General features: G+C 62.0%; 16 protein-coding genes, 1 other RNA gene and 1 pseudogene. 13 read left to right on the forward strand and 5 right to left on the reverse strand.

Annotated features, from left to right (window positions below):
- Window positions 1–68 precede the first annotated feature (68 nt).
- The 4 genes from ftsE to ACSW29_RS12430 all read left to right on the forward strand — a co-directional run bounded on the left by ftsE (window position 69) and on the right by ACSW29_RS12430 (window position 3,163).
- The gene (ftsE, locus tag ACSW29_RS12415) at window positions 69–749 is read left to right on the forward strand and encodes a cell division ATP-binding protein FtsE (RefSeq protein ID WP_020969258.1); all 681 of its coding nucleotides are present in this window, start codon (window positions 69–71) and stop codon (window positions 747–749) included.
- Window positions 750–830: 81 nt separating this feature from the next.
- Entirely contained in the window at window positions 831–1,736 is a 906-nt protein-coding gene (gene ftsX, locus ACSW29_RS12420; protein ID WP_003942367.1) for a permease-like cell division protein FtsX, read from the forward strand.
- A gap of 87 nt (window positions 1,737–1,823) precedes the next feature.
- Window positions 1,824–2,297 (forward strand): SsrA-binding protein SmpB, encoded by a 474-nt coding sequence (gene smpB / locus ACSW29_RS12425; RefSeq protein ID WP_003942330.1) that lies wholly within the window; start codon window positions 1,824–1,826, stop codon window positions 2,295–2,297.
- 8 nt (window positions 2,298–2,305) lie between these two features.
- On the forward strand, window positions 2,306–3,163 hold the full coding sequence (locus ACSW29_RS12430) for an EamA family transporter (RefSeq protein ID WP_448277438.1): 858 nt from the start codon (window positions 2,306–2,308) through the stop codon (window positions 3,161–3,163).
- A 36-nt stretch (window positions 3,164–3,199) separates the two neighbouring features.
- Here the strand turns inward: ACSW29_RS12430 and ACSW29_RS12435 are convergent, their stop codons facing one another.
- Window positions 3,200–3,784, reverse strand: coding sequence for a helix-turn-helix domain-containing protein (locus tag ACSW29_RS12435; protein ID WP_448277332.1), 585 nt, complete (start codon window positions 3,782–3,784; stop codon window positions 3,200–3,202).
- Window positions 3,785–3,849: 65 nt separating this feature from the next.
- Between ACSW29_RS12435 and ACSW29_RS12440 the strand changes: the two genes are divergently transcribed.
- The 3 genes from ACSW29_RS12440 (at window position 3,850) to ssrA (ending at window position 6,847) form a co-directional block, all read left to right on the forward strand.
- Window positions 3,850–4,797 carry an NAD(P)/FAD-dependent oxidoreductase gene (locus ACSW29_RS12440; protein ID WP_230812704.1) on the forward strand — a complete coding sequence of 316 codons (948 nt, stop codon included), beginning with the start codon at window positions 3,850–3,852 and terminating at the stop codon, window positions 4,795–4,797.
- A 20-nt stretch (window positions 4,798–4,817) separates the two neighbouring features.
- Window positions 4,818–6,410 carry an SDR family oxidoreductase gene (locus ACSW29_RS12445; protein ID WP_448277333.1) on the forward strand — a complete coding sequence of 531 codons (1,593 nt, stop codon included), beginning with the start codon at window positions 4,818–4,820 and terminating at the stop codon, window positions 6,408–6,410.
- Between the two features lie 66 nt (window positions 6,411–6,476).
- Window positions 6,477–6,847, forward strand: a transfer-messenger RNA (tmRNA) gene (ssrA, locus tag ACSW29_RS12450).
- Window positions 6,848–6,947: 100 nt separating this feature from the next.
- Here ssrA and ACSW29_RS12455 read toward each other — a convergent pair.
- The 4 genes and pseudogenes from ACSW29_RS12455 to ACSW29_RS12470 all read right to left on the reverse strand — a co-directional run bounded on the left by ACSW29_RS12455 (window position 6,948) and on the right by ACSW29_RS12470 (window position 10,221).
- On the reverse strand, window positions 6,948–7,937 hold the full coding sequence (locus ACSW29_RS12455; RefSeq protein WP_448277334.1) for an alkaline phosphatase family protein: 990 nt from the start codon (window positions 7,935–7,937) through the stop codon (window positions 6,948–6,950).
- Window positions 7,938–8,013: 76 nt separating this feature from the next.
- On the reverse strand, window positions 8,014–8,817 hold the full coding sequence (locus ACSW29_RS12460) for an HNH endonuclease signature motif containing protein (RefSeq protein WP_448277335.1): 804 nt from the start codon (window positions 8,815–8,817) through the stop codon (window positions 8,014–8,016).
- Window positions 8,818–8,960: 143 nt separating this feature from the next.
- Window positions 8,961–9,293, reverse strand: a pseudogene (locus tag ACSW29_RS12465) (DUF222 domain-containing protein); the annotation flags it as partial.
- Between the two features lie 109 nt (window positions 9,294–9,402).
- Window positions 9,403–10,221: a GNAT family N-acetyltransferase gene (locus ACSW29_RS12470; protein ID WP_317825495.1), complete on the reverse strand. Its 819-nt coding sequence runs from the start codon at window positions 10,219–10,221 to the stop codon at window positions 9,403–9,405.
- Window positions 10,222–10,273: 52 nt separating this feature from the next.
- Between ACSW29_RS12470 and ACSW29_RS12475 the strand changes: the two genes are divergently transcribed.
- From ACSW29_RS12475 to ACSW29_RS12500, 6 genes are read left to right on the forward strand one after another with little or no spacing between them, the layout of a single operon-like run.
- Window positions 10,274–10,906 (forward strand): dienelactone hydrolase family protein, encoded by a 633-nt coding sequence (locus tag ACSW29_RS12475; protein ID WP_317825496.1) that lies wholly within the window; start codon window positions 10,274–10,276, stop codon window positions 10,904–10,906.
- A complete protein-coding gene (locus ACSW29_RS12480; protein WP_448277336.1) occupies window positions 10,903–12,183 on the forward strand; it encodes an NAD(P)/FAD-dependent oxidoreductase in 1,281 nt (426 codons plus the stop codon). Before ACSW29_RS12475 ends, ACSW29_RS12480 begins: the two co-directional genes overlap by 4 nt.
- Entirely contained in the window at window positions 12,174–12,917 is a 744-nt protein-coding gene (locus ACSW29_RS12485; RefSeq protein ID WP_448277337.1) for a DUF1365 domain-containing protein, read from the forward strand. Before ACSW29_RS12480 ends, ACSW29_RS12485 begins: the two co-directional genes overlap by 10 nt.
- Window positions 12,914–14,203, forward strand: coding sequence for a cyclopropane-fatty-acyl-phospholipid synthase family protein (locus ACSW29_RS12490; RefSeq protein ID WP_317825499.1), 1,290 nt, complete (start codon window positions 12,914–12,916; stop codon window positions 14,201–14,203). Before ACSW29_RS12485 ends, ACSW29_RS12490 begins: the two co-directional genes overlap by 4 nt.
- A complete protein-coding gene (locus tag ACSW29_RS12495; protein ID WP_448277338.1) occupies window positions 14,200–15,516 on the forward strand; it encodes a class I SAM-dependent methyltransferase in 1,317 nt (438 codons plus the stop codon). Before ACSW29_RS12490 ends, ACSW29_RS12495 begins: the two co-directional genes overlap by 4 nt.
- Window positions 15,513–16,316 carry a DUF1295 domain-containing protein gene (locus ACSW29_RS12500; protein ID WP_448277339.1) on the forward strand — a complete coding sequence of 268 codons (804 nt, stop codon included), beginning with the start codon at window positions 15,513–15,515 and terminating at the stop codon, window positions 16,314–16,316. The genes ACSW29_RS12495 and ACSW29_RS12500 overlap by 4 nt, the downstream gene beginning before the upstream one ends.
- Window position 16,317 lies beyond the last annotated feature (1 nt).

Raw genomic sequence — 16,317 nt, forward strand, 5'->3', positions numbered from 1 at the left:
CGAGGCTCGTCGCGCGTGGCGCCAAGGTCACCGTTAGATAACGGCTAGACTGGCTAGTTGTGATCAGCATGAAGAATGTGTCGAAGTCCTACAAGGCCTCCACCAGGCCGGCGCTCGACAAAGTCAGTGTGGAGGTGGAGAAGGGGGAGTTCGTCTTCCTCATCGGCCCCTCCGGCTCTGGCAAGTCGACCTTCATGCGGTTGCTGCTCAAGATGGAGTCGCCCACGTCCGGCGATATCGAGGTCGCGGATTTCCACGTCAACAAGTTGGCGGCCCGCCGTGTACCGAAGCTTCGTCAGAGCATGGGCTGTGTGTTCCAGGACTTCCGCTTGCTTCAGCAGAAGACGGTCTCCGAGAATGTCGCCTTTGCGTTGGAAGTCATCGGCAAGCCCCGCAACGTCATCGCGCGCACTGTTCCCGAGGTGCTCGACATGGTCGGTCTGGCCGGTAAAGCCGATCGACTGCCCACCGAGCTTTCCGGCGGTGAGCAGCAGCGCGTCGCCATCGCTCGTGCATTCGTGAACCGCCCGCTCGTCCTGCTCGCCGACGAGCCCACCGGCAACCTGGACCCCGAAACGAGCCAGGACATCATGCTGCTGCTCGAACGGATCAACCGCACAGGCACCACCGTCGTGATGGCGACCCACGATCATCACATCGTCGACTCCATGCGTCGACGCGTCATCGAACTCGATCTCGGCAAGGTGACCAGAGACGAAGCGCGGGGTGTGTACGGCGTCGGCAGGTAGCGCCGACTACGACCACACGTCCCGTACGCCCACCGGTTGTCGTGAAACAACCGGCCTCTCGAAAAGGAATCGGATTCCCCGATGCGCGCCAGCTTTATTTTCAGCGAAGTACTGACCGGCCTACGCCGCAACATCACGATGACCATCGCCATGATCTTGACGACGGCGATCTCCCTCGGTCTCTTCGGCGGTGGTCTGCTGGTCGTGCAGATGGCAGGCAAGACCCAGCAGATCTTCCTCGAACGCGTCGAGGTGCAGATCTTCCTGACCGACGACATCTCTTCAGCCGATCCCGGTTGCGAGCAGGAGATCTGCAGTTCGCTGCGCAAGGAACTCGAGCAGACTCCGTCCGTCGTCGCGGTTCAGTACCTCAACCGTGAAGACGCGGTGAAGGACGCCACCGAGCGCGTGTTCAAGGACCAGCCCGAACTGGCAGCGCTGGTGAGCCCGGACAGCTTCCCGGCGTCGTTCAAGGTCAAGCTCAGTGACCCGGAGCGGTTCGGCGTCATCAACGACACCTTCGGTTCGAGGCCCGGCGTCGAAAGTGTGCTCAATCAGCGCGAGTTGGTGGACCGACTCTTCAGCGTGCTGGGTGGAGTGCGCAATGCGGCATTCGCGATCGCGATCGTCCAGGCGATCGCAGCGATCCTGCTGATCGCCAACATGGTCCAGATCGCGGCGTTCACGCGTCGTACCGAGGTCAACATCATGAGGTTGGTCGGCGCGACGCGTTGGTACACCCAGCTTCCGTTTCTCCTCGAAGCCGTCGTCGCGGCCTTGATCGGTGCTGTGCTCGCCATCGCCGGACTGTTCACGGCGAAGAACGTCTTCATCGACGGGGTCCTGTCCGACGTCTACGAAGCCAATATCGTGGCGCGGATTTCCAACAGCGACGTGCTGTTCGTCTCGCCGATCCTCGTGCTTGCCGGAGTCGGAATGGCCGCGGTGACGGCATACGTGACGCTGCGTCTGTACGTCCGCGAATAATCGGTTTGCACGAGCTTCTATGCTGGAACTGTATTTGACGGTAAGACAGTATTCGACAGCAAGACAGCGGACTGAGAGGCCCGGACAGTGAAGGAAAAGGGCCGCAAGGTCATTGCGACCAATCGCAAAGCACGTCACAACTACACGATCATCGACACCTACGAGGCCGGCATCGCTCTCGTCGGGACCGAGGTCAAGAGTTTGCGTGAAGGCAAGGCATCGCTCGTCGACGCCTTCGCAACCGTGGACAACGGCGAAGTATGGCTGCGCTCGTTGCACATTCCGGAGTACACGCAAGGCACGTGGAACAACCATTCGCCGCGTCGTACCCGAAAGCTTCTGCTGCACAAGCGTGAGATCGAGCACCTCGTCGGCAAGACCCGCGAGGGAAACCAGACGCTGGTCCCGCTGTCGATGTACTTCAACGACGGCAAGGTCAAGGTCGAACTCGCGCTGGCAAAGGGTAAGCAGGACTACGACAAGCGCCAGGACATGGCCAAGCGCACCGCCGAGCGCGAGGTGACCCGCGAACTCGGTCGTCGCATCAAGGGCATGCGCTGACCTCCATCCTGCTTGCCCTCGTGGCGGCAGTTGCCTACGGAGTCAGCGACTTCGTCGGCGGAGTTGCGTCACGACGGGTTGCCGCACTGCGCGTGGTGATCGTCTCGTATCCGCTTTCGCTCGTCATCGTGTTGATCGCAGCACCTTTCGTTTCCGGGACGCCGACGCTGAACGGGTTGATCTGGGGTGCGATCGCCGGCATCACGAGTGGTCTGGCGGTGTGGTGGTTCTATCTCGCGTTGGCGACCGGCCCCATGTCGGTGGTTTCGCCGCTCACCGCCGTTCTGGTGGCGGGTATTCCGGTGCTCGTCGGATTCGCTTTCGGTGAGCGGCCGGGGCTGATTGCGTACCTGGGTATCGCCGTCGCGTTGGCCGCTGTCGTTCTGGTCAGCCGCGAGTCGCCCGACGACACCGCGGGTGAGGTTGCCGGCGGCATCACGCTCCGCTTCACCAGACAAGTGGCGCTGCTGACCGTCGGAAGCGGTGGCGCATTTGCACTCTCGTTCATCGCACTTCACCAGATCGGCGAGGGCAGCGGGCTGTGGGCGTTGGCCGTATCGCGCGGCGCCGCGACCGTCGTGGTGTGGTTTGTCGCGTTGGCGGCCGGTCACTTCGTTCTCCCGCGAGGTGAGCCACTCAAGCTCGCGGTGTACGTCAGCGTCCTCGACGTAGTCGCCAACGGGACGATGATCTACGCCTTTCAAGGCGGAATGCTCTCGCTGGTCAGCGTGATCGGTTCGCTGTATCCAGCTGCGACGGTTCTGCTCGCGATGGTTATGCTGGGCGAGCGGGTCAGCCGCGTGCAACAAGCGGGAATGCTGTTGGCGCTGGCGGCAGTCGGCATGATTGCCGTCGCGGGCGCGTAGTTTCTTTTCAGCTCCAGCGTTTTCAGTCCTAGTGTTTCAGCCGCGTCTGTCGGCCGGTGCAGCGCGTAGGTGAACCCGCTCGCCTTGTTTTCCGAAGAGGCTGATCGCCTCGGCAGGTCGACCGTCGGCAGCACTGATGCGGTGCGGGATGTGTGTGTCGAATTCGGCTGCCTCGCCGGCACCCATGATGAAATCACGGTCGCCGAGTTGGAGTCTGATGCGCCCGGACAGAACGTAGACCCACTCGTAGCCCTCGTGAGATCCCGGCTCGCGATCGTCGTCGGTGGGCGAGATGATCATCTTGTAGGCCTGCAGATTGCCCGGCTGGCTCGTCAGCGGAATGACCGTCATGCATCCGACCGTCCGAGGTTCTTCTCGCACGCGCGGATCCTTGATCTTGCTGTTCACGAGGTTGTCCAACGGGACGCCGTGTGCCTTGGCGATCGGCAGTAGAAGCTCCAAGTTGGCTCGGCGAGTACCTGATTCGAGTCTCGACAGTGTGCTGACGCTGATGTCGGTGGCCTCCGACAAATCGGCCAAGGTCATGTCGGACTGCTGGCGCAACGCACGTAGGCGAGGGCCGATGCCGGCTAGTACGGCTTCGAACGATGCTTCGGTCATGCATTCATTTTGCCAAAGTGGCAACAGTGTTTGTCAAGACTGCGTTCTCTTGTCATTCTGGATTCATGACGCAGAACTCATTCGACGTAGCAGTAATCGGAGCCGGCGCGGCAGGCCTCAACGCCGCACTCATTCTCGGTCAGGCACGCAGGTCCGTGATCGTCTTCGACAACGGATCGCCACGAAACGCGGCCGCCGACCATATGAACGGCTTCCTCTCCCGTGACGGCATGAACCCTGCCGAACTGTTGACCATCGGCAGAGGTGAGGTCCGGAAATTCGGCGGCGAGTTCCACGACGGCACAGTTGTCTCCGTGACACGGGACAGCAAGAAATTCTCGGTCGAACTCACTGACGGCAGCAAGATTCAGGTACGCAAAGTCCTTGTCGCAACGGGACTGACGGACCGTCTACCGGCAGAACTAGAAGTCTTCGGTGAGCGTTGGGGCCGCGACGTGTTGCACTGCCCGTACTGCCACGGGTACAGCGTGCGTGATCAGCCGCTCGGCGTGATCGCCAAGAGCGCGGAGTTTGCGATGCACCAGGTACTCATGGTGCGCCAGTGGTCCGACGACGTGGTTCTCTTCCTCCATCGAATCACCGAACTGAGTGCCGAAGATCGGGAAAAGCTTGCAGCTCGCGATATTTCGATCGTCGAGGGTGAGGTCGCCGGTCCCGCCGTGGAGGATGATCGGTTGGTGGGCGTGCGGTTGGTGGACGGCACCGTGGTCGCGCGTTCGGCAGTTTTTGTCGGCGGCGCCCTCACGATGGATCCCAACGATGCGATCTTGCGTACATTCGGCGCGCAGCGCGCAGAGACGATGATGGGCGATTTCGTCACTGTCGACATGATGGGGGCCACAAGCGTGCCCGGTGTGTTCGCGGCGGGCAACGTCGTCGACCCAGGTGCCCAGGTCATCATGGCCGCGGCGGCCGGGGCGAAGGCCGGAGCGGGGATCAATATGATGTTGACCAACGACGACCTCGAGGTTGCACTCGCGCTTCGTCGTTGAATTCTGCGTAGCGTGGGGTGATGGACGCAGTGAGAGTGTTGATCACGGGTGCGACTGGATACATTGGCGGACGTCTTGCCCCTCGCCTGGTCGAAGAGGGTCATCGAGTGCGAGTGGTGGTGCGCAGCCCGGAGAAACTACGCGATGTGCCCTGGCACGATTCCGTGGAGATCACGCGTGGGGATCTGACCGACAGTGATTCCCTCTCAGGTGCTTTCGACGATATCGACGTGGTCTACTACCTCGTTCACGCCATGGGCGGGGGCGGGTCTTTCTCTGACATCGACAAGCGGAGCGCGCAGAACGTCGCCGCCGCTGCGCGCGATGCGGGGGTGCGCCGGATCGTCTACCTCGGTGGGCTTCATCCGTCCGATCGAGAGTTGTCGACTCACTTGCAGTCTCGGCTCGAAGTCGGTCGGATCCTCCTCGAATCCGAGGTTCCGACGGTGGTGTTCCAAGCTGGAGTGGTGATCGGGTCGGGTTCGGCGTCCTTCGAAATGGTGCGCCACTTGACCAATCGGCTTCCGGTGATGACCACACCCAAGTGGGTGCACAACAACATTCAGCCGATCGCGGTGCGTGACGTACTCCACTATTTGATCGCAGCCGCGGCGACAACGCCGGAGGTCAACCGCGCCTTCGACATCGGTGGGCCAGATGTCATGCAGTACGGCGAGATGATGAACACTTACGCTGACGTCGCAGGATTAGTGCGCCGACGCATCCTCGTCCTGCCCGTCCTCACCCCGCGCCTGGCAGGTCACTGGGTGGGATTGGTCACGCCGATCCCACGAGGTTTGGCGATGCCACTGATCGAATCACTGCAGAACGACGCGGTGATGCACAACCACGACATCGACGACTTCATCCCGCCTCCCGCTGAGGGCCTCACGCCGTATCGGGAAGCGGTGCGGCTGGCGCTTCGCAAGATCAAGACCGGTGAGGTGGAGACGGCGTGGTCCGGTGCAACGATCGCGGGAGCACCCTCCGATCCTCTTCCTTCCGACCCTGATTGGGCCGGTGAAGCGGTCTACGTCGATCATCGCGCACGTGACTGCGCGGCGGATCCGAAAACCCTCTGGTCGGTGGTCGAGTCGATCGGCGGCGAGAACGGTTGGTATTCATTCCCCTTGGCGTGGGCGATCCGGGGGTGGATGGATCGAGCAGTTGGCGGTGTCGGGCTACGCCGAGGTCGACGCGATCCCCGGCGACTCAACACCGGTGAAGCCCTGGACTTCTGGCGGGTCGAAGAGATCGATCGAGGCAAGTTGCTCCGTTTGCGCGCCGAGATGAAGGTCCCCGGCGGGGCATGGTTGGAGTTGCGAGTATCAGAAGGCCCAGCCGGTGCCGACGGACGGCCGGTGGGATCGCACCTCGATCAGCGTGCAGTCTTCTTCCCGCGTGGGCTCGCCGGCCGGGCGTACTGGTACTCGATCCTGCCTTTCCACGGAGTTGTCTTCCAGGGGATGATCACCAACATCACCGGTGCTGCTGAGCGTGAGATGGCTGCTGAGCGTGAGATGGCTGCAGTGCAGGAAACGGCTGGGGTGCAGAAAGCGGCCGGGGTCCAGGAATCAACTGGGGCGAAGGACACAGAAAGTGCCGCCGATTAATTGGTATGACTTCCGAACTTCGGCGCGTTATAGTGAATAGCCCCACGAAAGACGCGGGGCACACACGGGGCTGAACGGTTTCGACTGCGTGTGTTGAGTTAGGGGAAGCGTGTCGGTGCAGGCAAGAGACCACCGTAAGCGTCGCTGCAAACCTATAAGCGCCGATTCCAATCAGCGCGACTACGCTCTCGCTGCCTAAGTAGCGAAGCGTGTCTGTCAGCCCGGGGTTGCCCTCGACCCGGTTCCTGGCATCAGCTAGAGGGCTTTACTGTTCGGCTCGGTCACGGAGTCGAATGGGACATCAAACAGTGACTGGGATCGTCATCCTGGCTTGTTCGCGAGACTGGGAGATCCAAGTAGAGACTTAGCGAACTGCACACGGAGAAGCCCTAGCGATTCAACGTAGGACCCGGGTTCAATTCCCGGCAGCTCCACAACAGGTCGGGCCGGAGAGCACACGCTCTCCGGCCCGACCTTTTGCTGTCTTGCTGCTGTCTTGTTGCGGCGCTTTGCTGCCGTGCTCGGGCCTTCTTGCGATCAGGAGCCGAAGAATCCCAGTTCGACCGAGCCGACGAAGACGGGAGCTTCCTTGGCTAGTGGCTTACCGTCCAGATCAGCAGGTAATGCAACGCCCAGGCTCTGGAGGATTGTCGGAGTGATGTCGGCGATCGTGTACGCGTCGGTGGTCTTGCCGGCCGCGTATCCCGCACCGCGTGCAATGACGAATGTCGTTGCTTCCGCCGGTGTCTGACCGCCATGCCCACCGGCGGGCTTGTGGCCGTGGTCCGCAGTGACCAGTACAGTCCACTTCTCACCGGTCTTCGCTGCGCGCTGATCGACAGCATCGACAATCTTGCCCACCTGAGCGTCGACCGAGGCAATCGACTCTTCGTAAGCAGCGCCGTTGGTGCCGCCGCTGTGCCCCGCGCCGTCCACCTGATCGAGTTGGGTGAAGATCAGGTCAGGTCCCTTGTTGGTGATGTCCCGGGCGACGGCGTCTGCCGTCGCAGCATCGGTGGCCGCTCCTGAACCTGCATCGGCAGTGGTGACGACAACGTCGGCTTTCGGTGTGCCGCTGGAGGCGATGTTGTCGATGCCGCCCCAGGTGGAGATCGACTCGGTGAGCAGGGAGGGCTGTGCGGTTTCCAGCCGTGTGAACACGCTCGGGTAGAGGTCGAAGCGGGCGCCTGCGTACGTGTTGTCCTTGACGCCGTGCTTGGTGTCCCAGACTCCGGTCAGGATGGTCGACCACGACGGTCCGGAGATGGTGGTGTGGCCGAGGATGGAAGATTCTCCGCTGGTTCCCTCGGCGATCAGTTTCTGGAGACGGGGAGCGTCGGCGGTCTTGATGTGGCTGAGCATCGTGCCGTCGAGGCCGATGACAACTGTCTTCTCGGTGGCCGACGGGTTGAGGTCAGATGAACCGGGAATTGCTGCAGCGGTTGCAGTTCCGGCTGCTACCGCGCCGGCGAGGAGGAGTGTGATGGCGGCTGAGGTGCGTGCGATTTTCTTGGTCACGCTAAGCATCTTGCGATAGGACTAGACCAATTGCACTACTTGGATGTGAGGGTTGTCCGATTGTTCACGGCAGATTCAGATTGGACTAGACCAATGTTTTCTCAGGCGCCCAGCCGTCGAGGATGACGCTGACCGCGTGATCGAGGCGGAGGGGTTCGCCGTCCCACGTCGGGACGATCGCATCGTCGGGTATGTCTCCGCGCAGTAGGGCATCGGCGAATCCCTCGGCCGGCGGTGCTGGGTCGATGACGTCACCATTGGCGTAAAGGAACTCGAACTTCTGCTCGCCGAGTGCGGTGATCGTGAACTGGTCGTCGTGCAGCGCGCGGTGGCAGGTTCCGCAAAGCATGATCAAATTGTCCAGATTCGTGGTGCCGCCGCGCCCCCAGAATTTGACGTGGTGCGCGTGCAGGAAACGAGTCCGCCCGCAACCTGGTGTGCGGCAACATCCGTCGCGATAATTCAACGCCAACATTTGTTTGGCGCTGACGACACGAGTTCGTCGGCCCAGATTCAGAACGCATCCCTCCTTTGTCGTTCCCAGACGAAGTTTCGCGTTGCAGAGCACTTCCTCGGCGGCATTTTGGGGGAGCGCGGGTCCGCTCGGTACTCGGACGGTGTCCGCTTCGTGGAAGAACACAACTTCGTTGGTAGCGGCCTTGGACGTGCGGTCTGCGACCGCTGTGGTGGCGAGCTCGGCCATAGCGACCAGGCCTGGCCCGATGTTTCCGACTGGGTTCTTTGTGGCCGTCTCGTCGACAGGGCGGATGGCAGCGGTTCGGGTGCGTTCACGTTCCGCCACCGCCAACGCTGCGAGGATTCTGGCGCCGTCCTGCGCCGGAAGGCGTCCTTGATGACAAATTCGCCCGTATCCGGGTCCCAATGCCACCGGACCTGAAGGTGTTCGGGTGCTTTGCTTTTGCCGGATTCTTTGTCGGTTGCTTTACGCAGACCGGCGGCGAGGCGATCGATCTGGGCTGCGGGCGCCTCGCATCCGAACCGAACCATCTGCTTTTCGTTGGACGGCGTGGTGACCCGGGTGAGTGCGCGAACCTTCGAGTAGGACAGCTGGCCTTGCTCGAAGGCCTTCCGCATCTCGGGCAAAGGTCGGAGCGCTTTGGCGACGCGAACGTATTCCCTGCCGGTGTGCAGGCTCATTCCACATTTCCACGACAGCCAGTGGGCGCACGAATGCAGTCCAGGGCCGGTCCAGCCGCGGTCTTCGTCGAATTTTGACAGGAGGGTGAGGAATCGGGCGGTGGCCGCGGCGATCTGGCCGGCGAGAGCGCAGATTTCGAACCCGACTTCCTTCACGTCGTCTCGGGCGGAACCCCGCGTTTCTTCATCGATCGGTGCTGCGTTCATCGTTGCTCCCCGGCCACGTCCGACATTGTTTCGAATGTACGTTCGATACTAGATGTGGGTACCGACACACATTCATGGATGCGGACTGAAAGCGTCCCCGCGGGGACGTCTATCGGCTGCCGATCGAGTACTCGGCGTAGGTGCCGACATCCTCGAAGCCGAGGTTTCGATAGAGCTGGGCGCCGTCGCTGGACGCCTGAAGTACGGCGATTCGGGCACCCCGCTCGCGGGCGATGTCGAGCGCGGCAAGGGTGACCGCCGAGCCGAATCCGCGTCGGCGGGCCGCGTCGAGTGTGACGACGCCGTACAGTCCGGCGACGCCGGCAGCAAAATGGACCTCGGCTCCGGCGACGGGCTGGGAGTTCGCGTACCCGACGACAAACGAACTGCGCGAACGCTCATCAAGGACGGCATCGGCAGTTTGTTCGAAGAAGCCAATTACTGCCGCCGAGGGCGGCGACCAATTAGCGGCCATCACGGCGGCATAGTCGGCGAGCTGTGAACGAGTCGTCACTCGTTGAACGGAGAGTTCTGGGACAGGCGTTGGGCGCGGGACGACGTCTAGGTCTGCCGTCATCGCTCGTTCTTCCTCGGAGCGCACGCAGCCGAGGGCTGACAAGCGAGCGCCGAGGTCTGATGGCTTGTCGCGCGGACCCGTCCACCAGGAGAACGGACGTCCCGTTGCTCGAATCGACGAGAGAATGTCGACCAGTCGTTGGTCTTCGTCGGGGGCTTTATCAGGTACGGCTAAGCGAGCGCGAGCGATGATGTTGAAAGTATCGTCGGCGAGGCCGCTGTCTGCGACGACAACATCTGCAGCGAGAGTGACCGACGCAGTCGGTAAGTGTTCATGCAGGTGGCAGGCATGGGAGACCAAATTGGCGTCTATGGCGTCGAGGACGTCACCGACGAGTTCTTCACGATTCACAAAGAAATTCTACGAACCCCATCCAAATGGTTTTCGGCTCCGAATGCCATGCATGACGCCCAACCGACGGCAAGAACAGGACGGTGACCAGCACCTGGTGGTGCTCGTGCTGCCTGGTGGAAAGGTCTCGAGCCATCGCCCGGCTCGCGCGTGGCACCTGTCCAACCTTCGGATGCGCCCGTTCACTGCTCAGATTCGCCGCTCCGGTGTGACAGCGGTGCAGGTTCGGTACCGGGTGCGTGGTTGGAACGGCGCCGAGCGCAGTCCGGTCGCGGATGCCCGAGCCGCTCTCGACGCGATCACGAAACGTGGTGCACAAGCTCGGGTGATTCTGCTTGGGCACTCGATGGGTGGACGAGTTGCCTCTGAACTGTGTCGCGATCCGGCTGTGGTCGGTGTGGTTGCGCTGGCGCCGTGGTGGCCCGATGGAGTGTCGGTGAATCTGCGTTCGGGCACACCACTGATAGTGCTCCACGGTATCGCCGACTCGTGGACCGACCCGGCAGGGTCTCGTCGGAAAGTTGACGAACTGCAGAGGTCGGGAAAGAGCGCTGAATGGCTCGGCATCGACGGCGCAGGTCACTTCATGCTCCGCCGGGCGGCGACCTGGCACCGCCTCGTCGCCGATGCAGTTGCAGGGATGAGCCGCGGGGTAGCCGCAACGAAGACGGGAGAACGACGATGAGTTCCGACAAGCGCAGGGTTGCAGTCGTCGGGAGTGGGGTCGCGGGCCTGACAGCGGCGTGGGTGCTCAGTAAGGACAGTGACGTCACCCTCTACGAAGCGGATTCACGGCTCGGCGGGCACGCGGACACCCATTCGGTCACCGATCCGGAAGGGCGAAGTCTAGCCATCGACACGGGGTTCATCGTCCACAACGACCGCACCTATCCGACATTGTTGCGATTGTTCGCGGAACTCGATGTGCCTACGCAGGAATCCGATATGAGTATGTCGGTCAGATGTGGCGGTTGCGGGCTCGAGTACTCGGGAGGCCAAGGGCTGCGCGGCGTTCTCCCGACGCCGGGGCTCCTTGTCAACGGCAGTTTTCTGTCGATGTTGATGGAGGTCAAGCGTTTCCATCGCCGTGCCCGTGCTTTGCTCGACAACACGGATCCGTCGGCACCCGACCAGACACTGGGAGTGTTTCTGCGCAGCGGCCGGTTCTCCGACTACTTCACCGCTCATTTCATGACGCCGCTGGTGTCGGCAGTCTGGTCGTGTGATCCCGGCTCGGCGCTGAAATATCCTGCGCGGTATCTGTTCTCGTTCCTCGATCATCACGGAATGTTGAGCGTGACGGGATCGCCGACCTGGCGGACGGTTACCGGGGGATCGGCTGAATACGTTCGCCTCGTTGCCAAGAGTATCGGCGACATCAGGCTGAACACCCCGGTGCGCGCCATCCACCGGTTCGGCGATCGCGTCGACATTCGCGACGGCGACGACCAAATCCAGACCTTCGACGCAGCTGTGGTCGCAACGCATCCGCAGCAAGCGCTGAAGATCTTGGCCGAACCGACGCCCGTCGAATCGCAGGTTCTCGGCGCAATGCCCTACTCCGTCAACCACACCCAACTTCACACCGACGAAAATGTGCTGCCCGACAACACCAATGCGCGCGCGTCATGGAACTACTACATCCCTGAATGCAACGCGAAGCCCGATCACGTTCTGGTCAGCTATGACATGACGAGGTTGCAGCGGCTCCCAGATACCGGCCGGCGATACTTAGTGACCTTGGGGGGAGGCGAGATGGTGTCGCCGGAGTCGGTGATCGATCGGATGACCTACGAGCATCCGCAGTACACACCGACTTCCGTCGCAGCTCAGGGACGGCTTCCCGAGTTGGACTCGGACGTACTCGCGTTTGCCGGTGCGTACCACGGATGGGGCTTCCACGAGGACGGTGCACTGTCGGGCCTGCGCGCCGCCGAACGCGTCGGAGGTCGGTGGCCGTGACCGCACCCATCACACCGTCCATCGTTCACACGAACATTCGGCATGTACGAACGCAGCCGTTGCACAACGAGTTCGAGTACCGAAGCTACAGCTGGCTCGTCGACCTCGACGATTTGCCCAAGCTCCCGAAGGCATTGCGTCCCTTGGCTACGTTCGACGCCGGAGATCACCTCGGTGACCCCACCCGATCGATTCGTGCCAACGTCGAGACTTTTCTGGCGACCAACGGATTCGACTTCTCGGGTGGCCGGATCCTCATGCTCGCGAACGCACGTGTGTTCGGCCATGTCTTCAACCCGTTGAGCGTGTTCTGGTGCTTGAACGACGACGGAACTCAGCGTTGCGTTGTTGCAGAGGTTCACAACACCTACGGCGAGCGGCACTGCTACCTGCTCGAACCCGACGAACGCGGCGCCGCTCGCACGTCCAAAGAGTTCTACGTGTCGCCGTTCAACGATCTGGACGGCGAGTACCGGATGCGGCTCCCGCTACCCGACACCGCGCTCGCACTTTCGATAGTTTTGGCCCGAGACGGTAAGGCGCCATTCGTAGCCACAGTGTCAGGTCGTTGCGTGCCGGCAACGACGCGCGAGATCGTCCGCAGTGCGCTCTCCGTCCCGCTGGCTCCTCTCCGAGTGGCCGCGCAGATCAGATTTCAAGGAATCCGGCTGTGGGCCAGGCGCTTACCCATCGTTCCCCGACCGCAACATCACACGCAGGAGGCAGTGCAATGACCACAACGACTCTCGGCACCGAACCTTCCGCTCACACGATCGAAACCGAGCGGTGGCCGGGCGTCGCCACAGTGCCGAGCGGGCTCAAAGTGCGGGTTGCATCACCGGTTGCCCGCGCTCTGTTCCACAAGGCGGTCGCGCGCTTGCCGCTGCGTGTTCAGATGCCGAATGGTGAGTTCTCCGGCGGTGGTAGTCCGGATTCGCCGTTGATGGTTATTCATCGCCCGGACGACTTCGCCGCTCGTGTGGGAGACAGTGGCTTGATCGGATTCGGCGAATCGTACATGGCGGGCGATTGGGAAGCTTCCGATCTCACCGCGGTCCTGGAAGTCTTCGCCTCCCGCGTCGCGACGCTGATTCCCGACTTCCTGCAGCGGTTGCGAGGCCTGTACATTCCGAAGCAGCCTCGCAGTGAGCGGAATTCGACGCAGAACACGCGCTCGAACATCTCCAGGCACTACGACCTCTCGAACGAGATGTTCGAACTGTTCCTAGACGACACGATGACCTATTCCAGTGCACTCTTCGAGGATCTGTCGGTAGGAGCATCCCCGTCGTGGGATGTGTTCGCAGCTGCTCAGCACCGGAAGATCGATCGCCTGCTGGACGGCGCAGGTGTCGGTCCAGGTTCGAGAGTGCTCGAAATCGGCACAGGCTGGGGAGAATTGGCGATCCGGGCGGCCGAGCGCGGCGCAACGGTGCGCTCGGTGACTCTTTCGGTCGAACAGCAGGAATTGGCAGCGAAGCGGATTAGCGCTGCGGGACTGGCGGATCGCGTTCAGGTCGATCTTCTGGACTATCGGCAGGTGCAAGGGGAGTACGACGCCGTTGTGTCGGTCGAGATGATCGAGGCCGTCGGCCACCAGTACTGGGGAAGTTACTTCCAGACGATCGACGCCCTTCTGGCACCGGGTGGCCGCGCAGCGATCCAAGCCATCACGATGCCGCACGATCGAATGCTCGCGACCCGCAACACCTACACCTGGGTGCACAAGTACATCTTCCCCGGCGGATTTCTCCCGTCGGTGCGGGCGATAGAGGACGTCACCGACCGCATGACAACCCTCCGGGTGCGTGAGCGGATGTCGATGGGCGATCACTACGCGCAGACGTTGCGACTGTGGGACGAGCGATTCAGCGCTCGCACCGACGAGGCGTCCGCGCTCGGGTTCGACGCAGTGTTCGCGCGCATGTGGCATTTTTATCTCTGCTACTCCGAGGCGGGGTTCCGATCGGGGTATCTCGACGTCCAGCAAATTGTTCTCGATCGGAGGAACCAGCGATGACCGCCACGATGGATCGAGCGATACAAGATACCGGTGTTGCGGGCCGCCTGTCGGAAATCCTCAGTCCACTTGTCGGCGGCGAGCTTCCGGTGCGGTTGACTGCGTGGGACGGCAGCACGGCAGGACCGGACGGCGCTCCGAAGGTGACGCTCTACAGCGCTAACGTGTTGCGACGCTTGCTCTGGAATCCCGGCGAGTTGGGAGTTGCGCAGGCATATGTTCTCGGCGAACTCGATGTCGAGGGCGATCTGGGCGATGCGCTCACACACGTGTGGAAGGTGTCTGCCGAGCGGGGACTCGGGTCGATTACCGCGACGCCGTCGCTCGTCCTGGCTGCGGTCAAGGCCGCGCGGTCCTTCGGTGCTTTCGGGAGACCTTTGGCTCCACCGGTGTCGCAGGCCCAAGTGAAGGGCCGCTTGCACAGTCTCGCCCGCGACCGCGAGGCGATCGGTCACCACTACGATTTGTCGAACGATTTTTACGAGCTGATCCTCGACGAGAACATGGCGTACTCCTCGGGATACTGGACTTCCGATGCACCGGAATACACGCTCGAAGACTCGCAGACAGACAAGCTGGACCTGGTGTGCCGCAAAGTCGGTCTTGATCGGGCGCGAGGCCTGCGGTTTCTCGACGTCGGCTGTGGTTGGGGCTCGCTGAGCCTGCATGCAGCGCGGGAGTACGGCGCGCGGGTCGTCGGCATCACGATCTCGGCGGAGCAGAAGGCTTTTATCGACGCGAAGATCCGCGCACTCGGTTTGGAAGACTGGGTCGAAATTCGGCTCCAAGATTATCGAGAGATTCCAGACGGTCCCTTCGATGCGGTCGCGTCGATCGAGATGGGTGAGCACGTCGGTGAGGACAACTATTCGACGTACGTGAAAGCGCTCCACGACAACGTTATTGCGGGTGGGCGTGTGCTGATTCAGCAGATGTCTCGCACCGGCGCGCATCCCGGGGGAGGCCCGTTCATCGAGTCGTTCATCGCGCCGGACATGTACATGAGGCCTGTGGGCCGGACCGTTGCGATGATCGAGGAAGGTGGACTCGAAGTCCGCGACGTCCACGCCCTGCGCGAGCACTACGTGCGGACCGTCGACGCGTGGATCGAGACCTTCGAATCGAACTGGGACCGCGTCGTGGAACTCGTAGGCGTCGAAGTCGCTCGGGTGTGGCGTCTATACCTCGTCGGCGGGGGAATGGCTTTTCGGGACGGCAGGATGGGCGTCGATCAGATTTTGTCGGTCCGGCCGCTCGGTGATGGTCGATCGGGTATGGAACCGGTACGGCCGCAGTGGGTGTCGCGGCGATGAACGGATTCGACTGGGGCGCGTTCGGAGTGGTCACACTCACGAGTCTGCTGGCGATCGCCATCGGGATGGCAGTGACGGCCACCATCGGCGTGCGAATCGGGCGGCACAATGTCGTCGACGTCTCCTGGGGCGCGGGTTTCGTGGTGATCGCACTCGTGTCAGCGGTAGTCGGAAGCGGCGACCTCTGGCGCCGACTGTTGATGCTTGCACTCGTAGCGATCTGGGGTCTGCGCTTGGCGACTCACATGGCGATCCGATCGCGTGGCAAGGGTGAAGATCCGCGGTACGAAGAAATGCTCGGACGAGCGACGGGTAATCGAACGCTATACGCGATCCGCAAGATCTATCTCACGCAAGGGATTTCATTGTGGTTCGTCTCCCTGCCGATCCAGGTCGCTGCGGTCTCGAACGGCAGCTTCGGGCTTCTTGTTGTGCTCGGGATCGCGTTGTGGATTGTCGGCGTCACGTTCGAGACGATTGGCGATCGGCAGATGGAGGAGTTCAAATCCGATCCGGGCAGCCGTGGCCACATCATGGATCAAGGATTGTGGGCGTGGACGCGGCATCCCAACTATTTCGGCGACGCATGCGTCTGGTGGGGGATCTTCCTCGTCTCGGCGTCCGTGTGGCCGGGAGTGTTGACCGTTCTCTCTCCGATCGCCATGACGTACTTCCTGGTCTTCGCCACCGGAGCGCGGTTGCTCGAGCGACATATGGAGCAGCGTCCGGGTTATCGCGAGTATCAGCAGAGGACAAGTTACTTCATTCCGCGCCCACCGAGAGCCCGATCCGGGACGTAGG

This window comes from Rhodococcus sp. GB-02, from assembly GCF_053470465.1.